This window comes from Streptomyces sp. ISL-11, from assembly GCF_018614525.1.
Taxonomy (GTDB): Bacteria; Actinomycetota; Actinomycetes; order Streptomycetales; family Streptomycetaceae; genus Streptomyces.
The window spans coordinates 17351-39010 of the sequence record NZ_JAGGOL010000025.1 but is presented as its reverse complement, the minus strand read 5'-3'; the positions used below and the strand labels follow the sequence as shown (position 1 = coordinate 39010).

The window sequence follows — 21660 nt, the reverse complement described above, 5'->3', positions numbered from 1 at the left end:
CCTCCTCGCCGGCCCGCTCGGCGCTCGCCCGCTGCGCCTCCTCGCCGGCGGCGGTCACCAGCTTGACCCAGCCGGCGGGCCGCAGCACATAGGCCATGGCCGCCACGTCCTCCGGGTCCGCGGCCGCGGGCGGCGAACCGGCGTCCAGCGCCTCGGCCAGCTCGGAGCCGGCCTCCCGCAACCGGGCGGAGATCCGCTGCCGGAAGGCGGCGTCGTTCTCCACGGCGGCGGCCATGGCGTTGCCCGCGAACTTGGCCCGCCGGCTCGGGGTGAACCGGGCGTACTGGCGCAGCGCGGCGGGCAGTTCGGCGACCGTCAGGCCACCGAACGCCTCCGCGACCAGCCCGATGACCCGGTGCCGGACGCCCTCCGGCAGGGGGCGGTCGAGCACCTCGGCGACACCGTCGGGCCCACCGGTGTCATCGGGTTCACCGGCTGCCTCCGCGCCGACTGCGTGCTCAACCACCGTTCACCGCTCCCGTTCTTCAGGCGCTCGCGCCCGGCCGGTCCACCAGCTCGATCTGGTCGACCGCGTTGCACCAGCGGCAACGTACGGACTCGATCGTCTCACTGACCACTTCCCGCTCCTCCACCCGCGGCTCGCCGGCCAGGTCGAGGTGCACGTACTCCACGGCCTTGGTCGTGCGCGTCACGTCGAACCGGGTCAGATTGCCGCACAGCGTGCAGCGCCAGCGGGTCTGCGCCGTCGGCTGGGGAACGCTCATGGTGTCGCCGTCCGTCCTCGTCAAGTGTCCCTCCGGATCCGCGGTGCGCCGTCGAACTGCGGGTGTGCTCCCCGTAACCCTACGTCCTGAGGGTCACGCGGTGCCCGGATGGCCGAAGGACGGGCCCGCGTCCCGGCCCCGGCGAGGCACTCTGCGCGGTTTGCCGCCGATACGCCATGATCTGTGCCATGACCGGAACGGCAGCGCGCCCCGGGCCCGCGAGCGCGACCCCCTTGGTCACCTATGCCCTCATCGCCGTGTGCTGCCTGACGTTCCTGCTCGGTCCGGCGTCCGGCTTCTCCACCTCCCACGGCACCGGCGTCGAGCTGCTGGCCGCGCAGACCGCCTACTTCGAGCAGTGGGGCGTGGTGCCCAGGGAACTGTGGGGCGGCTCGCCGCAGGAGCTGATCACCCCGCTCACCGCGCTCTTCGTGCACGGCAACTGGCTGCACCTGCTGGGGAACATGCTCTTCCTCTACGTCTTCGGCGCCATGGCCGAGGAGCGCATGGGCAAGCTCTCCTTCGCCCTCTTCTACCTCGCCGCCGGGGTGCTGGCGCTGCTGGCCTACGCCGCCGCGCACGCCGGGTCCGAGCAGACGCTCGTCGGTGCCTCCGGTGCGATCTCCGGTGTGCTCGGCGCGTTCCTCCGCCTCTTCCCGCGGGCCCGGGTCACGAGCCTCTTCCCGTTCCTCTTCTTCCTGCCGCTGCGCTTCCCCGCGTGGGCGGTGCTGCTGTTCTGGTTCGCGCTGCAATGGCTGGCCGCGCGCACCGCCGGCGACCGTCCCGGCGTCGCCTATCTGGCCCATGTGGTGGGCTTCTCGCTGGGCTTCCTCTACGCGTGGGCCCGGTACAGACGTGCGGTTAGAGTGAAGAACGCAGCCGGGCCGAGCGAGCTGCGATCTCCCGGGGGGCCGCCCCCCGACCCCCGATAGGAGCCAGCCGTGATCACTTCGATCGTGCTCATCAAGACCGACGTCGACCGCATCCCGGAGATCGCCGAGCGGATCGCCGCCCTGGAGGGCGTCAGCGAGGTCTACTCCGTCACCGGCGCGCACGACCTGATCGCGATGGTGCGGGTGTCCCGCCACGACGACCTCGCGGACGTCATCCCGGGCCGCATCAGCAAGGTCCCGGGCGTCACCTCCACCGAGACGCACATCGCGTTCCGCACGTACTCGCAGCACGACTTGGAAGCGGCGTTCGCGATCGGCCTGGACGCGTAGCGCCTCCGGCGGGGGCGGCACGGACGTCCCCGGCCCACGAGGGGGTCGCGGGCGCCGCGACCACATCCCGCCGCGTCGGCGAGCGACCACGACGCCGCGGCCCGGCGGTGCCGAACCGGCCACGCCGGTGCCACACTTCCCGGCCCGCCCCGCGCGATACGCGCCCCTCGCCCCGGCCCGGCAGAGCCGCCCCCAACGGGCTGAAAGCGGCTGAGCCCAGCCACGATCAAGCCCGTCCGGCGTTTGAGGACGCGCCCGCAGGGCGCCCGCCGCCGCAGGCGGCAAAGACGGCCCGCAGCCGAAGACCCGCCGGCACCGCCTAGGCGGGCACGCACCGCCCGTTCTCCGTCCGATAGGACCACCGCGCTCCGTCGCGCACCAGCTCCTCCACCGCCCGCAGGAACCGTTCGACGTGCTCGTCGGGCGTGCCCGCGCCCAAGCTGACCCGGATCGCGTTGAGCGACTCGTCGGGCGCCCCGCACTCGCCCGGTTCGTCGCGCGCGCCGCCCAGCAGGGTCCGTACGAGCGGGTGGGCGCAGAACAGGCCGTCGCGGACGCCGATGCCGTACTCCGCCGAGAGCGCCGCCGCGAAGTGCGAGCTGTTCCAGCCGTCGACCACGAACGAGAGCACGCCGACCCTCGGGGCGTCCTCGCCGAAGAGCGACAGCACCCGGACCCCGGGCACCCGGGCCAGGCCCTCCCGGACCGCCGCGACGAGCTGCCGCTCGCGCTCGACGAGGGACGTGAAGCCGGCCTCGGTCAGCGCCTTGCAGGCCGCGGCGATGGCGTAGGCGCCGATGACGTTGGGCGAGCCCGCCTCGTGCCGGGCGGCGCTTTCGTGCCACTCGACGTCCACTCCCCCGTCGGCCCGCCGTGCCACGACGCGCGTCGCGCCGCCGCCCGCCAGGTACGGCTCCGCCTCCCGGAGCCAGTCGGCCCGCCCGGCGAGCACCCCGGCGCCGAAGGGCGCGTAGAGCTTGTGCCCGGAGAAGGCGATCCAGTCCGCGTCCAGCTCCGCGAGGTCGACCGGGTGGTGCGGGGCGAGCTGGGCGGCGTCGACGACGATCCGCGCGCCGTGCGCGTGCGCCGCGGCCGCCAGCTCCCGTACGGGCCACAGCTCGCCGGTCACGTTGGAAGCGCCCGTCACACAGACCAGCGCGGGCCCGTAGGGTTCGCGGTCGGCCAGGGCCCGCTCCAGGGTCTCGACCGCCTCGCGCGGCGAGCGGGGCGCGTCCAGGAAGGTCACGCCGGTGTCCGCGCGCCGCTGCCAGGGGAGCAGCGCGGCGTGGTGCTCGGTCTCGAAGACGAACACCCGGCAGCCGGCGGGCAGTGCGGCCGCCAGGAGGTTGAGGGAGTCGGTGGTGGAGCGGGTGAAGAGGACCTGGTCGCCCTCCCGGCAGCCGACGAAGTCCGCGACCTCGGCCCGGCTTTTCTCGAAGAGGTCGGTCGACAGCTGCGAGAGGTAGCCCGCACCGCGGTGCACGCTGCCGTAGTACGGGGCATACGCCGCCACGTCGTCCCAGACCCGCTGGAGGGCGGGCGCGCTGGCGGCATAGTCGAGCGCCGCGTAGGTCACCTCTCCGCCGGTGACGAGCGGCACGCGGACGTCGTGCCCGAGGACGGGCAGCGGGGCGGCGGTGACGGCGGGCGGGGCGGCGACAGGACATGCGGACATGGCGAATTCTCCTGAGGACAGGCGGAAGGCTGCGTACGCGCACACCGGCGGAAGGCATCGGCGTGCGGAAAACCGGACTCGACGCACGGCGGCACCGCGCGGAGTTCGTGGAAGACGGGCCGTAGGCCCTAACGCATTCGCTGCATCACGGAAGGGACTCCCTCGACGACCAGGATCCCTGGCGAGGGATCCGCGCTTGCCGCAGACCTCGCTGCCTGCGGCCCGGTCATCACCCGGGGCACCCCGCCACGGAAGGAGGGTTGCCGGACAGCGGGCCGGGGCCGTGTCGCTGTCACTCGTGACCTGCCAGCATCATGCCACACGATCATCAGCGTGCAAGGTGCGGTCCGCATCGCGGACCGCACCCCGCCTCAGGCGCTCACGCGTTGCTCGCGGCGACCCACCGCTCCAGGCTCCGCTTCGCCGCGCCGGAGTCGATGGACCGCGCGGCCCGCTCGATCCCCGCCGCGATCTGCTCGGTGAGCGGCGCGTCCGTGGGCGCCAGCGCCACCAGCGCGGCCGCCGCGTTCAGCAGCACCGCGTCCCGCACGGGCCCGGTCTCGCCGTCCAGCAGCCGGCGGGCGACATCGGCGTTGTACGAGGCGTCGGCGCCCCGCAGCGCCTCCACCGGCACCAGGGCGATGCCCACGTCCCGCGGGTCGAAGGGCTCCTCGCGGACCGCGCCGTCGCGGACGGTCCACACCCGGGAGGTCGCGGTGGTGGTCAGCTCGTCCAGCCCGTCGTCGCCGCGGAAGACCAGAGCCGAGGAGCCGCGTTCGGCGAGCACGCCGGCCAGGATGGGTGCCATCCGGGCGTCGGCGACACCGGTGGCCTGGGCGCGCACCTTCGCCGGGTTGGTGAGGGGACCCAGCACGTTGAAGGTCGTGCGGATGCCCAATTCGCGGCGGGCGGGCGCGACATGGCGCAGCGAGGGATGGAACTTCACCGCGAAGCAGAAGGTGATGCCCGCTTCCTCGGCGACCTCCACGACGCGGCGCGGGGTCAGGTCCAGGTTGACGCCGAGCTTCTCCAGGACGTCCGAGGCGCCGCTGGCGGAGGACGCGGCGCGGTTGCCGTGCTTGACGACCTTCGCGCCGGTGCCGGCGACGACGATCGAGGACATGGTGGAGATGTTGACGGTCTTGGCGCCGTCGCCGCCGGTGCCGACGATGTCCACGCTGGGGCCGGGCACCTCGATGAGGTTGGCGTGCGCGTACATGGTCCGTACGAGACCCGAGATCTCGGCGACGGTCTCGCCCTTGGCGCGCAGGGCGACCGCGAAGCCGGCGATCTGGGCGTCGGTGGCCTCACCGCGCATGATCCGGTCCATGGCCCAGGCGGTGTCGTCCGCGCTCAGGTCCACTCCGCTCAGCAGGGCGTCGAGGAGACCCGGCCAGGAGGGAGCCACCGCGCTGTCGCCGCCTGCCGGGGTCACAACGTTCATGGGTCCACGCTCCTGGTGGTCGGTCGGAGGGCCGCGGCTGTCGGGGCCCCGCCGCTCCAGCCTATCCAGGACCCGGGGACGGCGAAGAGCCCCGTCCACGCGGTGGACGGGGCTCTCGCCGTGGCGATCAGCGATCACTGACCGGCCGGGGCCGGTCGCTCGGGGATCAGTGGTGGCCGTGGCCGCTGGTGATCTCCTGGTACTCCTCCACGGTCGGCTTGGGGATCTGCGTCCCCTCGCCGTAGAAGCCCTTGGAGAGCTTCACGCGGAGCTTCTCGGACGTACCGATCTTGCGCTTGACACCGTTCTCGTCGACCTCGGGGCCGAGTTCGAGCGGCGTGGGCTGCTCGTGCGAGGTGAGGGTGTGCAGCTGGTCCTGCGAGAGCGGCTCGTGGACCTCGACGAACTCACCGTGCGGCAGGCGCTTGATGATGCCCGACTCGCGGCCGTGCAGCACCTTGTCCTTGTCGCGGCGCTGGAGACCCAGGCAGATGCGACGCGTCGCGACGAAGGCCACCGCCGGCAGGACGAAGAAGCCGATCCGCACGAACCACGTGATGGCGTTGAGCGACAGGTGGAAGTGGGTGGCCCAGAGGTCGTTTCCACCGCCGACCAGCATCACGAAGTACGCGGTGATCCAGGCGACGCCGAAGCCGGTACGGGTCGGGGCGTTGCGCGGGCGGTCCAGCAGGTGGTGCTCGCGCTGGTCACCGGTGACCCAGGACTCGATGAACGGGTAGACCGCGATCGCGCCCAGGACCAGCGGGAAGATCACCAGCGGGATGAACACGCCCAGGACGAGCGTGTGGCCCCAGAGGTTGATCTCCCAGCCCGGCATGACACGGATCAGACCCTCGGCGAAGCCCATGTACCAGTCGGGCTGGGCGCCGGTGGACACCTGGTCCGGCCGGTACGGGCCGATGGCCCAGATCGGGTTGATCGAGGCGATCGCCGCGATGGCCGCGATGATGCCGAAGACCAGGAAGAAGAATCCTCCGGCCTTGGCCATGTAGACCGGCAGCAGCGGCATGCCGACGACGTTCTTCTCGGTCTTGCCGGGACCGGGGTACTGCGTGTGCTTGTGGTACACGACGAGGATGAGGTGCGCCACCACGAGACCGAGCATGATGCCCGGCAGCAGCAGGACGTGGATCGAGAAGAAGCGCGGCACGAAGTCCGAGCCCGGGAACTCGCCACCGAAGAGGAACATCGAGATGTACGTGCCGATGATCGGCACGGACAGGATCGCGCCCTCCATGAAGCGGACACCGGTGCCGGAGAGCAGGTCGTCCGGCAGCGAGTAACCGGTGAAGCCGGTGAACATGCCGAGGACGAAGAGCAGGAAGCCGAACAGCCAGTTGACCTCACGCGGCTTGCGGAAGGCACCCGTGAAGAAGACGCGCATCATGTGCACGAACATCGCGGCGAGGAAGATCAGCGCGGCCCAGTGGTGGATCTGCCGGATCAGCAGACCGCCGCGGATGTCGAAGCTGATGTTCAGCGTGGAGGCGAACGCCTCCGACATCCGCATGCCCTGCATCGGCACGTACGAGCCGTGGTAGACGACCTCGTTCATGCTCGGGTGGAAGAACAGCGTCAGATACACACCCGTGAGGATGATGATCAGGAACGCGTAGAGGGAGACCTCGCCCAGCATGAAGGACCAGTGGTCCGGGAAGATCTTCCGCATGTTGGCCTTGGCCAGGCTGTAGATGCCCAGCCGGCCGTCGGCCCAGTCGGCGACCCGCTCACCGGCGGGCGCCTTGCGCCTGTTGTCCGTCTTAGTGCTCATCCGCGCTCCCAGAAGGCAGGACCAACGGGCTCGGCGAAGTCGCCCATGGCCTCAAGGTAGCCCTTGTCGTTGACCTTGATCCGCAGCTGCGGAAGGGCATGTCCGGCCGGGCCGAAGATCACGCGACCGCCGTCGGCGAGGTCGAAGGTGGACTGGTGGCACGGGCAGAGCACGTGGTGCGTCTGCTGCTCGTAGAGGCTGATCGGGCAGCCCACGTGCGTGCAGATCTTCGAGAACGCCACGATGCCGTCGGCGGACCAGTCCAGCTCGCGCTTGTCCTTGATGTTCTCCGGCCGGAGCCGGACGATCATCAGAGCGGCCTTGGAGATCTCCTTCTGGAAATCGTGGTCCTCCTCCTTCAGGCCCTCGGGCATGGCGAAGGTGAGGGAGCCGACCTGAATGTCCTCGGGCCGCAGGGGCTGGAGGGTGTTCTGGTTGATCAGCATCTTGCCCTCGGACCAGGCGGTCTTGCGGAGCTTGGTGCCCGGCAGCGGTCCGAGGTCACGCAGCAGCACCACGCCGGAGAGCGGCAGCAGTGCGAGCGCGCCGAACATCGTGCGGCGGATCAGCGGACGCCGGCCGATGGCCGACTCCTCCGCGCCGTCCCGGAAGTCGGCCATGACCTTGGCCTTGACCTCGGGGTCGGCCTCGATCGGGTGCCGCTCGTCGGCGACCTCGACGTCCGACATCAGCGTGCGGGCCCAGTGGACCGCGCCCGCGCCGATGCAGAACAGCGCCACGCCGAGGGTCAGGCCCAGCGCGAAGTTCAGGGCGCTGATGTGACCGATGGGGAAGACGTAAATGATCTTGTCGACCGGCAGGGTCACGTACGAGGCGATGAACCCCACCGTGGCCAGCATGGACAACAGGAACAGGAACGCGACCGCCCGCTCGGACCGCTTGGCGGCCCGCTCGTCGATGTCCTGGATGCGGTGCTCGTGCGGCGGCAGGCCGGGGTCGGCGAACGGGTCGCCGGCCTGCTGGGTCACGGCACCGCCGTGTGCGTCGCCCTGCGCGCTCGGCAGGGTCTCTTCTGGAATGTCTTGGCTACTCATGACTTCTTGGCCTTTGCGGTCCGGCAGGCGACCCAGATGGCGGCGGCGATCAGCGCACCGAGACCGAAGACCCACGCGAACAGACCCTCGCTGACCGGGCCGAGCCCGCCCAGTTCGAGGCCGCCCGGGCTCTCCGTCTTGCTGCTGTTGACCGTGTCGAGGTACGCGATGACGTCCTTCTTGTTCTTCTCGGACATCGTCGTGTCAGGGAAGGAAGGCATGTTCTGCGGGCCGGTCTGCATGGCCTCGTAGATGTGCTTGGGGTTGACGTCCTCAAGGTCCGGGGCGAACTTGCCGTTCGACAGGGCGCCACCCTTGCCGGTGAAGTTGTGGCACTGGGCGCAGTTCGTACGGAAGAGCTCCCCGCCCTTGGCGATGTCCGCGCCGTCGGGGCTGAACTGATCCTTGGTCGGGACCGAGGGGCCGGCGCCGAGGGAGGCGATGTACGCGGCGAGCTGGTCGATCTCGGCCTGCGAGTAGATCGCGCGCTTCTTGGGCGCCTGGGCGCCCTGCTGCTGGAGCGGCATGCGGCCGGTGGCGACCTGGAAGTCGACGGCCGCGGCGCCCACGCCGACGAGGCTCGGGCCGTCAGTGCTGCCCTGACCGCCGGTTCCGTGGCAGCTTGCGCAGCCCACGGAATAGAGCTTCTTGCCCTCCTCGATGGCAAGGGACTGGGCGCTGTCATCGGCCTTGGCCGTGTCCGCCGGCGCGAACGCGGCGTACAGCCCCCCGGTTACCGCCAGCGCGAAGAGTAGGACGACGACCGCCGCCAGCGGATGGCGTCGTCGTGCGGAGAGCTTTTTCACGGATTACCCCGGTGTCAGGATCTTCTGCGTCGATGCTGGACTGATTGGTCCGGTGCTGGACCGAGATCTTCGGATTACTTGATCAAGTAAATCGTGGCGAAGAGGCCGATCCAGACCACGTCGACGAAGTGCCAGTAGTAGGACACGACGATGGCCGCCGTCGCCTGGTGATGGGTGAACCTCTTGGCCGCGTACGTCCTGCCCAGGACCAGCAGGAAGGCGATCAGGCCGCCCGTCACATGCAGTCCGTGGAAGCCGGTCGTCAGGTAGAAGACCGAGCCGTACGGGTCGGAGGAGAGCGAGAGCCCGTCCTTCTTGACCAAATCGGTGTACTCGAAGACCTGGCCGCCGATGAAGATGGCACCCATCACGAACGTGACCACGAACCACATGCGCAGCTTCTTCACATCACCGCGCTCGGCGGCGAACACACCGAGCTGGCAGGTGAGGGAGGAGAGCACCAGGATCGTGGTGTTGGTGGCCGAGAACGGAAGGTTCAGCGCGGACGCCATTTCCTTCCAGTGGTCGGCGCCCATGACCGATCGCAGGGTGAAGTACATCGCGAAGAGGGCCGCGAAGAACATCAGCTCGGAACTCAGCCAGATGATGGTTCCGACGCTGGTGAGGTTCGGCCGGTTGACCGAGGGGTGCGCGTGCCCGGTATCTACTGCTGTTGCTGTCGCCACGACCGACATTATGTCGGTCGCTTATCTCGCACTCACTCCGGGGGGTGCCGTTCGGTGTGTCAAGACCGTATGCCCTGCTCGTACGGCCCAAGGAGGAGATCCCCCAAAGGGGGGAAGCGAGCGTTCCGCGGCCCTGCGGGAGCCTTGGTACGGGCCCTGGTGACGCCCCGTCGGCCGGGCTTGGGCCAGGCGGGTGTTCTTCCCGGATCTCCTCGGGCGCGGCGCCCGCGGAGTAGCATCCGCGCAAGCGGTGCGTTCCGCGTCGCGGTCCACAGCCGTGCCCGTCCACAAGCCTGGAGGAACGATGCAGCCGACCGCCACGGTGCTGGTCTACAGCGATGACGCGGGCACCCGCGAGCAGGTGCGGCTGGCGGCGGGGCGCCGCCCGGCCGCCGACCTGCCCCCGGTGGAGTACGTCGAGTGCGCGACCCTGCCGGCGGTCCTCAAGGCCCTGGAGGAGCGCCGGATCGACGTCTGCGTCCTGGACGGCGAGACGGCCCCCGCGGGCGGCATGGGCGTCTGCAGGCAGCTCAAGGACGAGGTCTTCGACTGCCCGCCGGTGCTGCTGCTCATGGGCCGCCCGCAGGACGCCTGGCTGGCCACCTGGAGCCGCGCCGACGCCGCGGTGACGCACCCGCTGGACCCGGCGGTGTTCGCGGACGCCCTGACGGGGCTGCTGCGCGGCAGGCACGCCGTGGATGCGTAGGGGGTGTCCGGTGGGTCTTCGGCCGCCGGCCGCCGGCTTTGCCGCCTGCGGCGGCGGGCGCGGGTCTTCGGCCGCGGGCCGTCCTTGCCGCCTGCGGCGGCGGGCGCCCTGCGGGCGCGTCCTCAATCGCCGGACGGGCTTGAATGTGGCTGGGCTCAGCCGCCTTCAGCCTGTCCGGCGCTTGAGGACACAGCACAGCAGCCCGTCCGGCGATTGAGGACACCACCGCGCAGCGGGGGTGCGCACAACATCACCCGCGACACCCGCTCACATGATCCGCCGGACACGGCCCAGGCCGCCGACGGCCTCCCGCTACACCCTGGGCCGCAGGCGGGCCGCATCGGCCGGACCCGTACCCTCGCGCTTCCCGGCCGTCAGCGCGCTGCCCTCGCGCCATTTGTCCCAGGGCATGTTCCAGTCGCCGAAGCCGTTGTCGAAGGGCGTCATGGTGACCCCGGCGCTGCCCACGACCTTGATGACGTCGCCGAGGTGGATGGTGTCGAAGAACCACTTGGCGTTGGCGGTGCTCATGCCGGTGCAGCCGTGGCTGACGTTCTCGGCCCCCTGCGAGCCCTCCGACCAGGGCGCGGCGTGCACGTACTCCCCGCTCCAGGTGACGCGGGTGGCCCAGTAGACGGGCAGGTCGTAGGAGTCCGCGCTGCCCTCGGCGATGCCGATGCTGGTGCCGCGCATGCGTACGAAGGATTCCTTGCCCAGGACCACCTTGACCCCGTTGCGGGTGGCGTAGCCGGGCTTGCCCGTGGTGACCGGGATGGAGCGGATCACCTGGCCGTTGCGCGACACGGTCATGGTGTGGGCGGACGCGTCCGTGACGGCCTCGACGCGGTCCCCGAAAGTGAGCTGGACGGGCTTGGAGGCGCCACCGTAGAGGCCGCCTGCCACCTTGATGCCGTCCAGGCCGGAGCGGACGCCGACGGTGGCGTGGGCGGGCCAGTACTCCTTGGGGCGGTAGTGCAGTGTCCGGTTGTCCACCCAGTGCCAGGCGCCCCCGACGGCGGGCCGGGAGTCGACCTTCAGGGCCCGCTCGATGACCGCCCGGGCGGCGGGGTCCTGGACCGGGGCGCTGAGCTCGGCGGTGATGGGCTGTCCCACGCCGTAGGTGCCGCTCTGCGGGCCGAACGCCACCCGCAGCAGCCGGTCGGCCGCACTGGTGTCGAAACCGATCGTGCGGCGCCCCTGGGCCCCGTCCTCGTCCTCCACGCTGATGCGCACGGTGTAGTGCGCGCCGGCGGCGAGTGCGCCGGTGCTGTGCCAGCCGCGGCCGTCGGGGGCCAGTTCGCCCTTGACGAAGCGCCCCGCGGCGTCGGTCGCGGTGACGTCCGTGATCCGGTCGTCGCCCTCGACCCGTACCTCCAGGGGCTTGGTCGGATCGACCTTGCGCCCCTCGCCGGCACCGGCCAGCCCTACGTGGCCGGTGGCGTCGTAGGGCTTGTCGGCCAGGGGGTTGGACGAGCCGCCGCACGCGGCGGTCCCCAGCGCCACGCTTGCCAGCATCATGGCGCAGGTGTGCACCATGCGGCGTCGAGGTGAGTGACTCATGGTCACACCGTAGGGACGATCGCGGGCCACGGCTTGCGGGGTGGATCCGAATGGGTGCCGACGCGGACGGGCCCCGCACACCGGGAGGTGTGCGGGGCCCGTCCGCGCTGTGCGGGGGAACCTACTGGTTCTGGTTCTCGCCGCGGTAGAACTCGAACACCCAGCCGAAGAGGCCGATCATGATCACGGGGGCCGAGAAGTACATCAGCCACCAGCCGAAGCAGATGCTCATGAAGGCGAGCGCGCCACCGATGGCCAGGGAGAGCGGCTGCCAGCTGTGCGGGGCGAAGAAGCCCAGCTCACCGGCGTCGTCGGCGACGTCCGCGTCCTTGTTGTCCTGAGCGCCGGCGTCCACCCGGCGCGCGGTGAACGCCAGGTAGTAGCCGACCATGATGCACAGGCCGAAGGCCAGGAAGAGCGCGGTCGTACCGGCCGGCTCCTTCGACCACACGCCGTAGACGATCGCCATGGCGAGGACGAAGACGGCGAGCCAGATGAACATCTTGCCCTGGATCTTCACTTGCCGGCCTCCTTGCCACCCGCGAGGGCCTTCTCATCCGAGGCGCCGAGGTTCTCCTCGAGCTCCAGCGCCGCGATCTCCGGGTGGTGCAGGTCGAACGCCGGGGATTCGGAACGGATCCGCGGCAGGGTGAGGAAGTTGTGCCGCGGCGGCGGGCAGGACGTCGCCCACTCCAGCGAGCGGCCGTAGCCCCACGGGTCGTCGACCTCGACCTTCTTGCCGTACTTGGCGGTCTTCCACACGTTGTACATGAACGGCAGTATCGACAGACCGAGCAGGAAGGAGCTGATCGTCGAGATGGTGTTCAGCGTGGTGAAACCGTCGGCGGCGAGGTAGTCCGCGTAACGCCGCGGCATGCCCTCGGCACCCAGCCAGTGCTGCACCAGGAACGTGCCGTGGAAGCCCACGAACAGCGTCCAGAAGGTGATCTTGCCCAGGCGCTCGTCCAGCATCTTGCCCGTGAACTTCGGCCACCAGAAGTGGAAGCCGGAGAACATCGCGAAGACCACGGTGCCGAAGATGACGTAGTGGAAGTGCGCGACGACGAAGTACGAGTCGGAGACGTGGAAGTCCATCGGGGGCGAGGCCAGGATGACGCCGGTCAGACCACCGAAGGTGAAGGTGATCAGGAAGCCGACGGCCCACAGCATCGGGGTCTCGAAGGACAGCGAGCCCTTCCACATGGTGCCGATCCAGTTGAAGAACTTCACACCGGTCGGGACCGCGATCAGGAAGGTCATGAAGGAGAAGAAGGGCAACAGCACGCCACCGGTGACGTACATGTGGTGCGCCCACACCGTCACCGACAGACCGGCGATGGAGATCGTGGCCGCGATCAGACCCCAGTAACCGAACATCGGCTTGCGGGAGAAGACCGGGATGACCTCGGAGATGATGCCGAAGAACGGCAGCGCGATGATGTACACCTCTGGGTGGCCGAAGAACCAGAAGAGGTGCTGCCACAGCAGTGAACCGCCGTTGGCCGCGTTGAACACCTGCGCACCGAATTTACGGTCCGCCTCCAGGGCGAACAGCGCGGCGGCCAGCACCGGGAAGGCGAGCAGGACCAGCACACCGGTCAGCAGCACGTTCCAGGTGAAGATCGGCATGCGGAACATCGTCATGCCGGGCGCGCGCATGCAGATGATCGTGGTGATGAAGTTGACCGAACCGAGGATCGTGCCGAAGCCGGAGAAGGCCAGACCCATGATCCACATGTCGGCGCCGACACCCGGCGAACGGACCGCGTCCGACAGCGGGGAGTAGGCGAACCAGCCGAAGTCGGCCGCACCCTGCGGGGTGAGGAAGCCGGCCACCGCGATGATCGAGCCGAAGAGGTACAGCCAGTACGCGAACATGTTCAGCCGCGGGAACGCCACGTCGGGCGCACCGATCTGCAGCGGCATGATCCAGTTGGCGAAACCGGCGAACAGCGGCGTCGCGAACATCAGCAGCATGATCGTGCCGTGCATCGTGAACGCCTGGTTGAACTGCTCGTTCGACATGATCTGCGTGCCGGGACGAGCGAGTTCGGCGCGCATGAGCAGCGCCATGAGGCCGCCGATGCAGAAGAACGCGAACGACGTGACCAGATACATCGTGCCGATGGTCTTGTGGTCAGTGGTGGTGAGCCACTTGATCACTTGATTGCCGGGCTGCTTCTGGCGTACGGGTGGTGCTGCCGTGGCCGTCGCGGCGGCGGCACCCTGGGGTTCGTTGAGGATGCTCACTTGTTCTTGGTCTCCGCGTTCTTCGCGTGATCCGTCTGCGCGATACCCGCCGGCTGGTAACCGGTCTGACCCTTGGCCGCCAGCTCCTTCAGGTGCGCCTTGTACCGCTCAGGAGAGACGACCTTGACGTTGAAGAGCATCCGGGAGTGGTCCTGGCCGCAGAGCTCGGCACACTTGCCCATGAAGGTGCCCTCCTTGTTCGGGGTCACCGTGAAGCTGTTGGTGTGCCCCGGGATGACGTCCTGCTTCATCAGGAACGGCACCACCCAGAAGGAGTGGATGACGTCCCGCGAGGTGAGCACGAACTGGACCGTCTCGCCCTTGGGCAGCCACAGCGTGGGGCCGGGGTTGCCGTTCTGCGGGTTCCGGTCACCGGGGGTGCCGACCTCGTAGACGCCCTCGGCGCCCTGCGGTGCCTTCGTCAGGAACCGGTCGGGGATCGCGTCGAGCTCCTTGTTCTCACGGAGCGGCTTCGCGGGGGTGGCGGTGTTGCCGTCGACGTCCTCCATGTAGTTGAACGCCCAGCTCCACTGGAAGCCGACCACGTTCACGACGTGCTGCGGCTTGTCAGGGTTGGTGAGGAGCTTGTTCTCATCACGCGCGGTGAAGTAGAAGAGCACCGACACGATGATGATCGGGACCGCCGTGTACAGCGCCTCGATGGGCATGTTGTACCGGGTCTGCTGGGGGATCTTCACCTTGGTCCGGCTGCGCCGGTGGAAGATGACACTCCAGATGATCAGGCCCCACACAAGGACGCCGACCACGAGGGCGGCGGCCCAAGAGCCCTGCCACAGGGAGAGGATCCGCGGCGCCTCTTCCGTGACGGGAGTGGGCATTCCGAGGCGGGGGAAGTCCTTATATGTGCAACCGGAGGCGGTCGCCAGGACAGCGCCCGCGGCCAGCGCCTGCAGCAGCTTCCGCCGCACCGGGCGCCGCGACGAGCGGTCGGAGCCGTTGGGACTCACGTAGCGCCTTCCCGAGAGTCTCGCCCGTGCGGCCGGCTGCGGCCGTCTCGCTGGTCGGTCGCCGGCCCGCTGCGGGCAGGGGTTTGGATGTTTATGCGGACCAAACCCTACTGGACGCTATTTGGGGTCGCGCGGGGAGGGTGCCCAACGCGCCGGACCACTCCCCGAAGGGGTGGAACCCCGGGGTCCGCAGACCATCCGGCGGACCGTCAGCGCAGCGTCCGACCTGCGCACATGGCTGACCGGCGGGCGGGTTACGCGACCCTTCCCGGCGGGCTCCGCGGGCACCGGGCCGAGGGGTTCGCCGACCCCCTCGGGCGGTGCCCCCGACGTCCCGCGTCCGGGGGAGTTAGCGTTCCTGTGTGCCCTACTTCGACGCCGCCTCCGCCGCCCCGCTGCACCCCGTCGCCCGCCAGGCGCTGCTGGCGGCCCTCGACGAGGGGTGGGCGGACCCCGCCCGCCTCTACCGCGAGGGCCGCCGGGCCAGGCTGCTGCTGGACGCCGCGCGCGAGGCGGCGGCGGACGCGGTCGGTTGCCGCCCGGACGAGCTCGTGTTCACTCCATCGGGTACCCGCGCGCTGCACGACGGCATCGCCGGCGCCCTCGCCGGCCGGCGGCGCGTCGGCCGCCATCTGGTGGTGTCGGCCGTCGAACACTCGGCCGTCCTGCAGTCGGCCGCGGCCCTCGAAGCGGCCGGCGGCGCCGCCACGGAGGTGCCCGTCGACCGTACGGGCCGCGTCGCGCCCGGCGCGTACGCGGCGGCCCTGCGCCCCGGCACGGCACTGGCCGCCCTCCAGTCCGCCAACCACGAGGTGGGCACCGAACAGCCGGTGGCCGAGGTCGCCGAGGAGTGCCGGGCAGCGGGTGTGCCGCTGCTCGTGGACGCCGCGCAGTCGCTCGGCTGGGGCCCGGTCGGCGGCGGCTGGTCGCTGCTGACGGCGAGCGCGCACAAATGGGGCGGGCCGGCGGGCGTGGGCCTGCTGGCCGTGCGCAAGGGAGTGCGGTTCGCGGCCCAGGGCCCGGCGGACGAGCGGGAGTCGGGGCGCGCGCCCGGCTTCCCCGACCTGCCCGCGATCGTGGCGGCGGCCGCGTCGCTGCGCGCCGTGCGGCAGGAGGCGGCGGCCGAGTCGGTGCGGCTGCGGGAGCTGGTGGAGCGGATCCGCACGCGCGTGCCGGAGCTCGTACCGGATGTGGAGGTGGTCGGCGACCCGGTGCGGCGGCTGCCGCATCTGGTCACCTTCTCGTGTCTGTATGTCGACGGCGAGACGCTGCTGCACGCCCTGGACCGGGCCGGGTTCTCGGTCTCGTCCGGCTCCTCGTGCACATCGAGCACGCTCCTGCCGAGCCATGTGCTCCGGGCGATGGGGGTGCTCTCCGAGGGCAACGTGCGGGTGTCGCTGCCGGCGGGCACGGCCGAGGAGGACGTCGAGCGCTTCCTGGAGGTGCTGCCGGGGGCCGTGGGGTCGGTACGGGAGCGGCTGGGCGCGCCGGCGGAGAGCGCGGCCCCGGCCGGTACGTCGCCGGAGCTCGTCGTCGACGCGTTCGGCAAGCGGTGCCCGATCCCCGTCATCGAGCTGGCGAAGGTGATCGGGGAGGTGCCGGTGGGCGGGCTGGTGACGGTCCTGTCCGATGACGAGGCCGCGCGGCTGGACGTTCCGGCGTGGTGCGACATGAGAGGGCAGGAGTTCGTCGGCGAGCGCGGCGTGGAGCGGGGTACGGCGTACACCGTGCGGCGCCGCGCCTGACGATTCCCGCCGCTGCGCGGCGGGGTTTCCCCTCCCACCCGCCCGTTTGCCCGGAACGGATGCCTTCCAGGCAGACGGGCAGGTCCGCCGGCTACGCCAGGTGTGCCCGGACCTCCGCCGCGGCCTCGTCGCCATATGCCTTGGTGAAGCGCTCCATGAAGTGGCCGCGCCGCAGCTCGTACTCCTGGGTGCCCAGGGTCTCGATGACGAGCGTGGCGAGCATGCAGCCCAGCTGGGCCGCGCGCTCCAGGGAGAGTTCCCAGGTCACGCCCGCGAGGAAGCCCGCGCGGAACGCGTCGCCGACGCCGGTCGGGTCGACCTTGGCCTCCTCCTGCGCACAGCCGACCTCGATCGTCGGCTCGCCGGCGCGCTCGATGCGCACGCCCTGCGCGCCCAGCGTGGTGACGCGGGTGCCGACCTTGGCGAGGATCTCGTCCCCGGTCCAGCCGGTCTTGGACTCGATGAGGGCCTTCTCGTACTCGTTCGTGAACAGGTACGTGGCGCCCTCGACGAGCACGCGGATGTCGTCGCCGTCCATGCGGGCCAGCTGCTGCGAGGGGTCGGCGGCGAAGGCGATGCCGCGGGCGCGGCACTCCTCGGTGTGGCGGATCATCGCCTCGGGGTCGTCCGCGCCGATCAGGACCAGGTCGAGACCGCCGACGCGGTCGGCGACCGGCTGGAGCTCGATCTGGCGGGCCTCGCTCATCGCGCCGGTGTAGAACGACGCGATCTGGTTGTGGTCGGTGTCCGTCGTGCAGACGAAGCGCGCGGTGTGCAGGACCTCGGAGATGCGGACCGAGGCGGTGTCGACGCCGTGCCGGTCGAGCCAGGCGCGGTACTCGGCGAAGTCGGCACCGGCGGCGCCGACGAGGACCGGCCGGAGGCCCAGGACGCCCATGCCGAAGCAGATGTTGGGCGCCACGCCGCCGCGGCGCACGTCGAGCTCGTCGACGAGGAAGGAGAGCGAGACGGTGTGCAGCTGGTCCGCCACGAGCTGATCGGCGAAACGGCCGGGGAAGGTCATCAGGTGGTCGGTGGCGATGGAGCCGGTGACAGCGATACGCACGGCGGGTCTGCTCCTGCGGGGCGAGGTGACAGGGGACGGAAACAGGAAAAGCCACACCACGCTACCGGGTCCGGTTCTCGCACCCTGGTTCGGATCCAGCCATCGGACGGACAAAATTACCAAATAGTAGCCCTTTCTCGCTGTGCCACGTGGTGCGTACGGTGCCGGTATGCCGAACCCTGTGAAGCACGTCACGTTCCCCGAGACCGAGCCCGAGACGCTGGAGGAGCTGCGCGGCCTGTGTGCCCGGATGGCTCCGCACTGGGCCGGCGGCGGCGCAGCTCAGGCCGCCCCCGCGCCCGTACCGCCGTCGCGCATCCACGGGGTGTCGGTGCCCGCGACGTCGGCGCGGCTGCTCGACGGGATGTCCGAGTACGGCGACTGAGGACTGGTGGAACCGCTCGCTCCCGCACTCCGTCCAAGCGGTGTCCCCCTCTCGGGGGACGCGGCAGTACACACATTGAGCGGAGTGAAGGAGCGATGTGGTGAGCACCGAGGGCGGCACGCCGGACAGCACCCCCGATCGCACCCCCGATCGCCAGGGGCGGCGGCGGCCGCGGCTGGCGGTCGTATCGGTGGCGGCGGCGGTCCTGCTGGCCGGTGGCGGCGGCGCGTACTGGGCCTCCACGGCGGCGAGCGGCAAGGGAGGCGACTCCTCCGAGGCCGGCGGTGACGGCTCTCCCCCGCCCCTCGCACTGGACGGCGTGCGCCAGGGCGGCCCCTCCCAGGGCATCGCGGTCGGTGAGCCGAACCCGAACGGCGTGCGCTACCGCGCCGCGGGCGAGCTGCCGAAGGGCCCGCGTTCGGCGCCGGTCCTCCTGCCCAGGGACGGGGTGACGCGGGACGAGGTGGCATCGCTGGCCAAGGCGCTGTCCGTGCAGGGCGCGCCCCGGCTGGAGCAGGGCGTCTGGCGGGTCGGCGGCGCGCCGGGCGCGGACGAGCCGACGCTCCAGGTGAACGGCAAGGGGCCGGGCAACTGGTCGTTCGCGCGCTACGGGACGCCCGGCGGCTCCGGCTGCACGCACGGGACGGGACCGGCGAAGGGCCTGGGCAAGGATCTGGGACCCGACCCCGCGGCGGCGGTCGACTGCCCGCAGTTGCGGGAGGGCTCCGGCCAGGGCGACCCCGTGTCGGAGGAGAAGGCGAAGAACGTCGCGGCCCCGGTGCTCAAGGTGCTCGGGCAGAGCGGCGCGCGGACACGGGCCGGGGAACTCTTCGGCGCGGTACGGGCCGTCGTCGCCGACCCCGTGGTGAACGGCACGCCCACCTACGGCTGGCAGACCCGGCTGGAGGTCGGCTCGGACGGGCAACTGGTCGGGGGCGGCGGTCAGTTGCAGGCACCGGTCAAGGGTGCCGACTATCCGCTGGTCAACGCGGACGAGGCGCTGACGCAGCTGAACAAGGGCCGCGCCGACACCCCGCCCGAGGTCTCCGTCGGCGGCTGCGCGTCGGCGGTCCCGCACGACGGTGACGGCCGGGACGGCACGGTCCCCTGCCCGGGCAAGGCGCGGGCGAGCGGGCCGGCGACGGTGACCGGGGCGTCGTACGTGCTGGCCTCGCACTATGTGAGGGGGCGGCAGGCGCTGGTGCCGTCGTGGCTGTTCCAGGTGCGGATGGCCGGCTCCACGGAGAAGGACGGCACCGTCCAGGTCGTCCAGCCGGCCGTGGACCCGAAGTTCCTGGCCAAGCCGGCCGGCGGCACCCCGGGATCGGCGAAGCCGTCCGGCAAGCCCTCGGGCACCCCGAAGACCACGCGGCCGCACGTGGAGTCGTACACCCAGGACGGCAGGAAGCTCGTGCTGCACTTCTGGGGCGGGGTGTGCAACGACTACGCGGCGACCGCCGAGCAGTCGGCCGACGTGGTGCGGGTGTCGGTCACCGGCACGGAGAAGGAGCCCGGCCGGTCCTGTGTGCTGATGGCGAAGCGTTACGACGAGACGGTGACGCTGGACGAGCCGCTGGGCGACCGGGAGGTCGTGGACGCCGCGACCGGCGAGGCCGTGTCGGAGAAGCAGGAGAAGTAGCCGGCGCGGACCCCGGCAACGGCGAAGGCGGCGACCCTCCGAGGAGGATCGCCGCCTTCGCCGTGCGTACGGCCCGCGGCCGGACCAGGGCTCAGCTGAAGGAGTCGCCGCAGGCGCAGGAGCCCGTGGCGTTGGGGTTGTCGATCGTGAAGCCCTGCTTCTCGATGGTGTCGACGAAGTCGATGGAGGCGCCGCCCAGGTACGGGGCGCTCATGCGGTCGGTGACGACCTTGACGCCGTCGAAGTCCTTGACGACGTCACCGTCGAGCGCGCGCTCGTCGAAGAAGAGCTGGTAGCGCAGGCCGGAGCAGCCACCGGGCTGGACGGCGACGCGCAGGGCGAGGTCCTCGCGGCCTTCCTGCTCCAGCAGGGCCTTGACCTTGGCGGCGGCGGCGTCGGACAGGAGGATGCCGTCGCTCACAGTGGTCTTCTCGTCCTGAACGGACATCTGCTTCACTCCCGGGTTTGTGCGGACTGCTTGCCGTCGGCTGCAACCGCCGGTCTGCCGGATTCATTCCGGGCCTGGCGTAGTACTTCCGCCTTTCATGCTCGCACACCGTTCGGCCGATCGGGAATGCGTCACATCGACGCTATGGCCGTCGTCAAACTGACGTGAAGCAGTTATGATAGATAGCGTCAAATTGACGACAAGGCCCTTTCCGGCCGTCCGCAGAAACAGAAAGGGTGCGTGACGTGACCACCGCCCAGCCCTTGGATGTCCAGCCCAGCCCGCTCGCCCTCCTGCTCCTCGGCCGCGAGTCCGACCCGAAGAGCGAGCGCGGCGTGGAGTGCCCCGGCGACCTGCCGGCGGCCTCCGACCCGGACCTGGTGGAGCGCGCCCGGGCGGCCAAGGCGAAGCTCGGCGACAAGGTCTTCGTCCTCGGCCACCACTACCAGCGCGACGAGGTGATCGAGTTCGCGGACGTCACCGGGGACTCCTTCAAGCTCGCGCGCGACGCCGCCGCACGGCCGGACGCCGAGTACATCGTCTTCTGCGGTGTGCACTTCATGGCCGAGTCGGCGGACATCCTCACCACCGCCGACCAGCAGGTCGTCCTGCCCGACCTGGCCGCCGGCTGCTCGATGGCCGACATGGCCACCGCCGAGCAGGTCGCGGAGTGCTGGGACGTCCTGACCGAGGCGGGCATCGCCGAGGTGACCGTCCCGGTCTCGTACATGAACTCCTCCGCCGACATCAAGGCCTTCACCGGCAAGCACGGCGGCACGATCTGCACCTCGTCCAACGCCGAGCGGGCCCTGAACTGGGCCTTCGAGCAGGGCGAGAAGATCCTCTTCCTGCCCGACCAGCACCTGGGCCGCAACACCGCCGTCCGCGACCTCGGGATGTCCCTGGACGACTGCGTCCTGTACAACCCGCACAAGCCGAACGGCGGGCTCACCGTCGAGGAGCTGCGCGCCGCGAAGATGATCCTGTGGCGCGGGCACTGCTCGGTGCACGGCCGCTTCTCGCTGGAGTCGGTGCGCGACGTGCGCGAGCGCATACCGGGCGTCAACGTGCTGGTCCACCCCGAGTGCCGGCACGAGGTCGTGGCCGCGGCGGACTACGTCGGCTCGACCGAGTACATCATCAAGGCCCTGGAGGCCGCCCCGGCCGGCTCCAAGTGGGCCATCGGCACGGAGCTCAACCTCGTACGGCGCCTGGCGAATCGATTCGCCCCGGAGGGCAAGGAGATCGTCTTCCTCGACAAGACGGTCTGCTTCTGCTCGACGATGAACCGGATCGACCTGCCGCACCTGGTGTGGGCGCTGGAGTCGCTGGCCGACGGCAAGGTCGTCAACCGCATCGAGGTCGACCCCGAGGTCGCGAGCTTCTCCAAGCTGGCGCTGGAGCGGATGCTGGCGCTTCCGTAAAACCGGCCCACCGGGCGGACCGGCTCCAGCCCGTCCGGCGTTTGAGGACAAAGGGGGCCCGGG

General features: G+C 70.5%; 20 protein-coding genes, 1 pseudogene and 1 riboswitch. Of the genes and pseudogenes, 7 read left to right on the top strand and 14 right to left on the bottom strand.

Annotation, left to right across the window (positions count from 1 at the left end; genetic code table 11):
* Both J7E86_RS06730 and J7E86_RS06725 read right to left on the bottom strand, forming a co-directional pair.
* A pseudogene (locus J7E86_RS06730) lies at nucleotides 1-466 on the bottom strand (RNA-binding protein); the annotation flags it as partial.
* 19 nt (nucleotides 467-485) lie between these two features.
* Nucleotides 486-725 (bottom strand): hypothetical protein, encoded by a 240-nt coding sequence (locus tag J7E86_RS06725; protein WP_215080591.1) that lies wholly within the window; start codon nucleotides 723-725, stop codon nucleotides 486-488.
* A 188-nt stretch (nucleotides 726-913) separates the two neighbouring features.
* Between J7E86_RS06725 and J7E86_RS06720 the strand changes: the two genes are divergently transcribed.
* Both J7E86_RS06720 and J7E86_RS06715 read left to right on the top strand, forming a co-directional pair.
* Nucleotides 914-1657 carry a rhomboid family intramembrane serine protease gene (locus tag J7E86_RS06720; RefSeq protein ID WP_308312495.1) on the top strand — a complete coding sequence of 248 codons (744 nt, stop codon included), beginning with the start codon at nucleotides 914-916 and terminating at the stop codon, nucleotides 1655-1657.
* A gap of 9 nt (nucleotides 1658-1666) precedes the next feature.
* Nucleotides 1667-1948: an Lrp/AsnC family transcriptional regulator gene (locus J7E86_RS06715; RefSeq protein WP_215080589.1), complete on the top strand. Its 282-nt coding sequence runs from the start codon at nucleotides 1667-1669 to the stop codon at nucleotides 1946-1948.
* A 319-nt stretch (nucleotides 1949-2267) separates the two neighbouring features.
* On the opposite strand, the gene J7E86_RS06710 is transcribed toward J7E86_RS06715, so the two are convergent.
* The 6 genes from J7E86_RS06710 to J7E86_RS06685 form a co-directional block, all read right to left on the bottom strand.
* Nucleotides 2268-3623 carry an aminotransferase class V-fold PLP-dependent enzyme gene (locus J7E86_RS06710; protein WP_215080588.1) on the bottom strand — a complete coding sequence of 452 codons (1356 nt, stop codon included), beginning with the start codon at nucleotides 3621-3623 and terminating at the stop codon, nucleotides 2268-2270.
* A gap of 187 nt (nucleotides 3624-3810) precedes the next feature.
* Nucleotides 3811-3927: riboswitch (SAM riboswitch) on the bottom strand.
* A gap of 75 nt (nucleotides 3928-4002) precedes the next feature.
* Nucleotides 4003-5067 (bottom strand): anthranilate phosphoribosyltransferase, encoded by a 1065-nt coding sequence (gene trpD / locus J7E86_RS06705; protein ID WP_215080587.1) that lies wholly within the window; start codon nucleotides 5065-5067, stop codon nucleotides 4003-4005.
* A gap of 166 nt (nucleotides 5068-5233) precedes the next feature.
* Nucleotides 5234-6859, bottom strand: a complete 1626-nt coding sequence (locus J7E86_RS06700) for a cytochrome bc complex cytochrome b subunit (protein ID WP_215080586.1) — start codon at nucleotides 6857-6859, stop codon at nucleotides 5234-5236.
* Nucleotides 6856-7914, bottom strand: a complete 1059-nt coding sequence (locus J7E86_RS06695) for a ubiquinol-cytochrome c reductase iron-sulfur subunit (protein WP_215080585.1) — start codon at nucleotides 7912-7914, stop codon at nucleotides 6856-6858. Before J7E86_RS06695 ends, J7E86_RS06700 begins: the two co-directional genes overlap by 4 nt.
* A complete protein-coding gene (locus J7E86_RS06690) occupies nucleotides 7911-8720 on the bottom strand; it encodes a c-type cytochrome (protein WP_215080584.1) in 810 nt (269 codons plus the stop codon). The genes J7E86_RS06695 and J7E86_RS06690 overlap by 4 nt, the downstream gene beginning before the upstream one ends.
* 74 nt (nucleotides 8721-8794) lie before the next feature.
* Nucleotides 8795-9415, bottom strand: coding sequence for a heme-copper oxidase subunit III (locus J7E86_RS06685; RefSeq protein ID WP_215080583.1), 621 nt, complete (start codon nucleotides 9413-9415; stop codon nucleotides 8795-8797).
* Nucleotides 9416-9710: 295 nt separating this feature from the next.
* Between J7E86_RS06685 and J7E86_RS06680 the strand changes: the two genes are divergently transcribed.
* A complete protein-coding gene (locus tag J7E86_RS06680) occupies nucleotides 9711-10112 on the top strand; it encodes a hypothetical protein (RefSeq protein ID WP_215080582.1) in 402 nt (133 codons plus the stop codon).
* A 312-nt stretch (nucleotides 10113-10424) separates the two neighbouring features.
* On the opposite strand, the gene J7E86_RS06675 is transcribed toward J7E86_RS06680, so the two are convergent.
* The 4 genes from J7E86_RS06675 to coxB all read right to left on the bottom strand — a co-directional run bounded on the left by J7E86_RS06675 (nucleotide 10425) and on the right by coxB (nucleotide 14890).
* On the bottom strand, nucleotides 10425-11672 hold the full coding sequence (locus J7E86_RS06675; RefSeq protein ID WP_215080581.1) for an Ig-like domain-containing protein: 1248 nt from the start codon (nucleotides 11670-11672) through the stop codon (nucleotides 10425-10427).
* A gap of 121 nt (nucleotides 11673-11793) precedes the next feature.
* Complete coding sequence (locus tag J7E86_RS06670) at nucleotides 11794-12192, bottom strand: cytochrome c oxidase subunit 4 (RefSeq protein WP_215080580.1); 399 nt, start codon at nucleotides 12190-12192, stop codon at nucleotides 11794-11796.
* Nucleotides 12189-13922, bottom strand: a complete 1734-nt coding sequence (gene ctaD / locus J7E86_RS06665; protein WP_215080579.1) for a cytochrome c oxidase subunit I — start codon at nucleotides 13920-13922, stop codon at nucleotides 12189-12191. The genes J7E86_RS06670 and ctaD overlap by 4 nt, the downstream gene beginning before the upstream one ends.
* Nucleotides 13919-14890, bottom strand: a complete 972-nt coding sequence (gene coxB, locus J7E86_RS06660; protein ID WP_215080578.1) for a cytochrome c oxidase subunit II — start codon at nucleotides 14888-14890, stop codon at nucleotides 13919-13921. The genes ctaD and coxB overlap by 4 nt, the downstream gene beginning before the upstream one ends.
* A gap of 362 nt (nucleotides 14891-15252) precedes the next feature.
* Between coxB and J7E86_RS06655 the strand changes: the two genes are divergently transcribed.
* Entirely contained in the window at nucleotides 15253-16635 is a 1383-nt protein-coding gene (locus tag J7E86_RS06655) for a cysteine desulfurase/sulfurtransferase TusA family protein (protein ID WP_215080577.1), read from the top strand.
* A 91-nt stretch (nucleotides 16636-16726) separates the two neighbouring features.
* Here J7E86_RS06655 and J7E86_RS06650 read toward each other — a convergent pair whose 3' ends face one another.
* Nucleotides 16727-17701, bottom strand: coding sequence for a carbohydrate kinase family protein (locus tag J7E86_RS06650; protein ID WP_215080576.1), 975 nt, complete (start codon nucleotides 17699-17701; stop codon nucleotides 16727-16729).
* A 169-nt stretch (nucleotides 17702-17870) separates the two neighbouring features.
* On the opposite strand from J7E86_RS06650, the gene J7E86_RS06645 reads away from it, so the two are divergent.
* Together J7E86_RS06645 and J7E86_RS06640 are read left to right on the top strand one after the other, a co-directional pair.
* Nucleotides 17871-18086: a hypothetical protein gene (locus J7E86_RS06645; RefSeq protein WP_215080575.1), complete on the top strand. Its 216-nt coding sequence runs from the start codon at nucleotides 17871-17873 to the stop codon at nucleotides 18084-18086.
* Between the two features lie 100 nt (nucleotides 18087-18186).
* Entirely contained in the window at nucleotides 18187-19725 is a 1539-nt protein-coding gene (locus J7E86_RS06640; protein WP_215080574.1) for a hypothetical protein, read from the top strand.
* 91 nt (nucleotides 19726-19816) lie between these two features.
* Here J7E86_RS06640 and erpA read toward each other — a convergent pair whose 3' ends face one another.
* A complete protein-coding gene (gene erpA, locus J7E86_RS06635) occupies nucleotides 19817-20173 on the bottom strand; it encodes an iron-sulfur cluster insertion protein ErpA (protein WP_215080573.1) in 357 nt (118 codons plus the stop codon).
* A gap of 245 nt (nucleotides 20174-20418) precedes the next feature.
* Here erpA and nadA point away from each other — a divergent pair, with 245 nt between their 5' ends.
* Nucleotides 20419-21597 (top strand): quinolinate synthase NadA, encoded by a 1179-nt coding sequence (gene nadA, locus J7E86_RS06630; RefSeq protein WP_215080572.1) that lies wholly within the window; start codon nucleotides 20419-20421, stop codon nucleotides 21595-21597.
* Nucleotides 21598-21660: the final 63 nt, after the last annotated feature.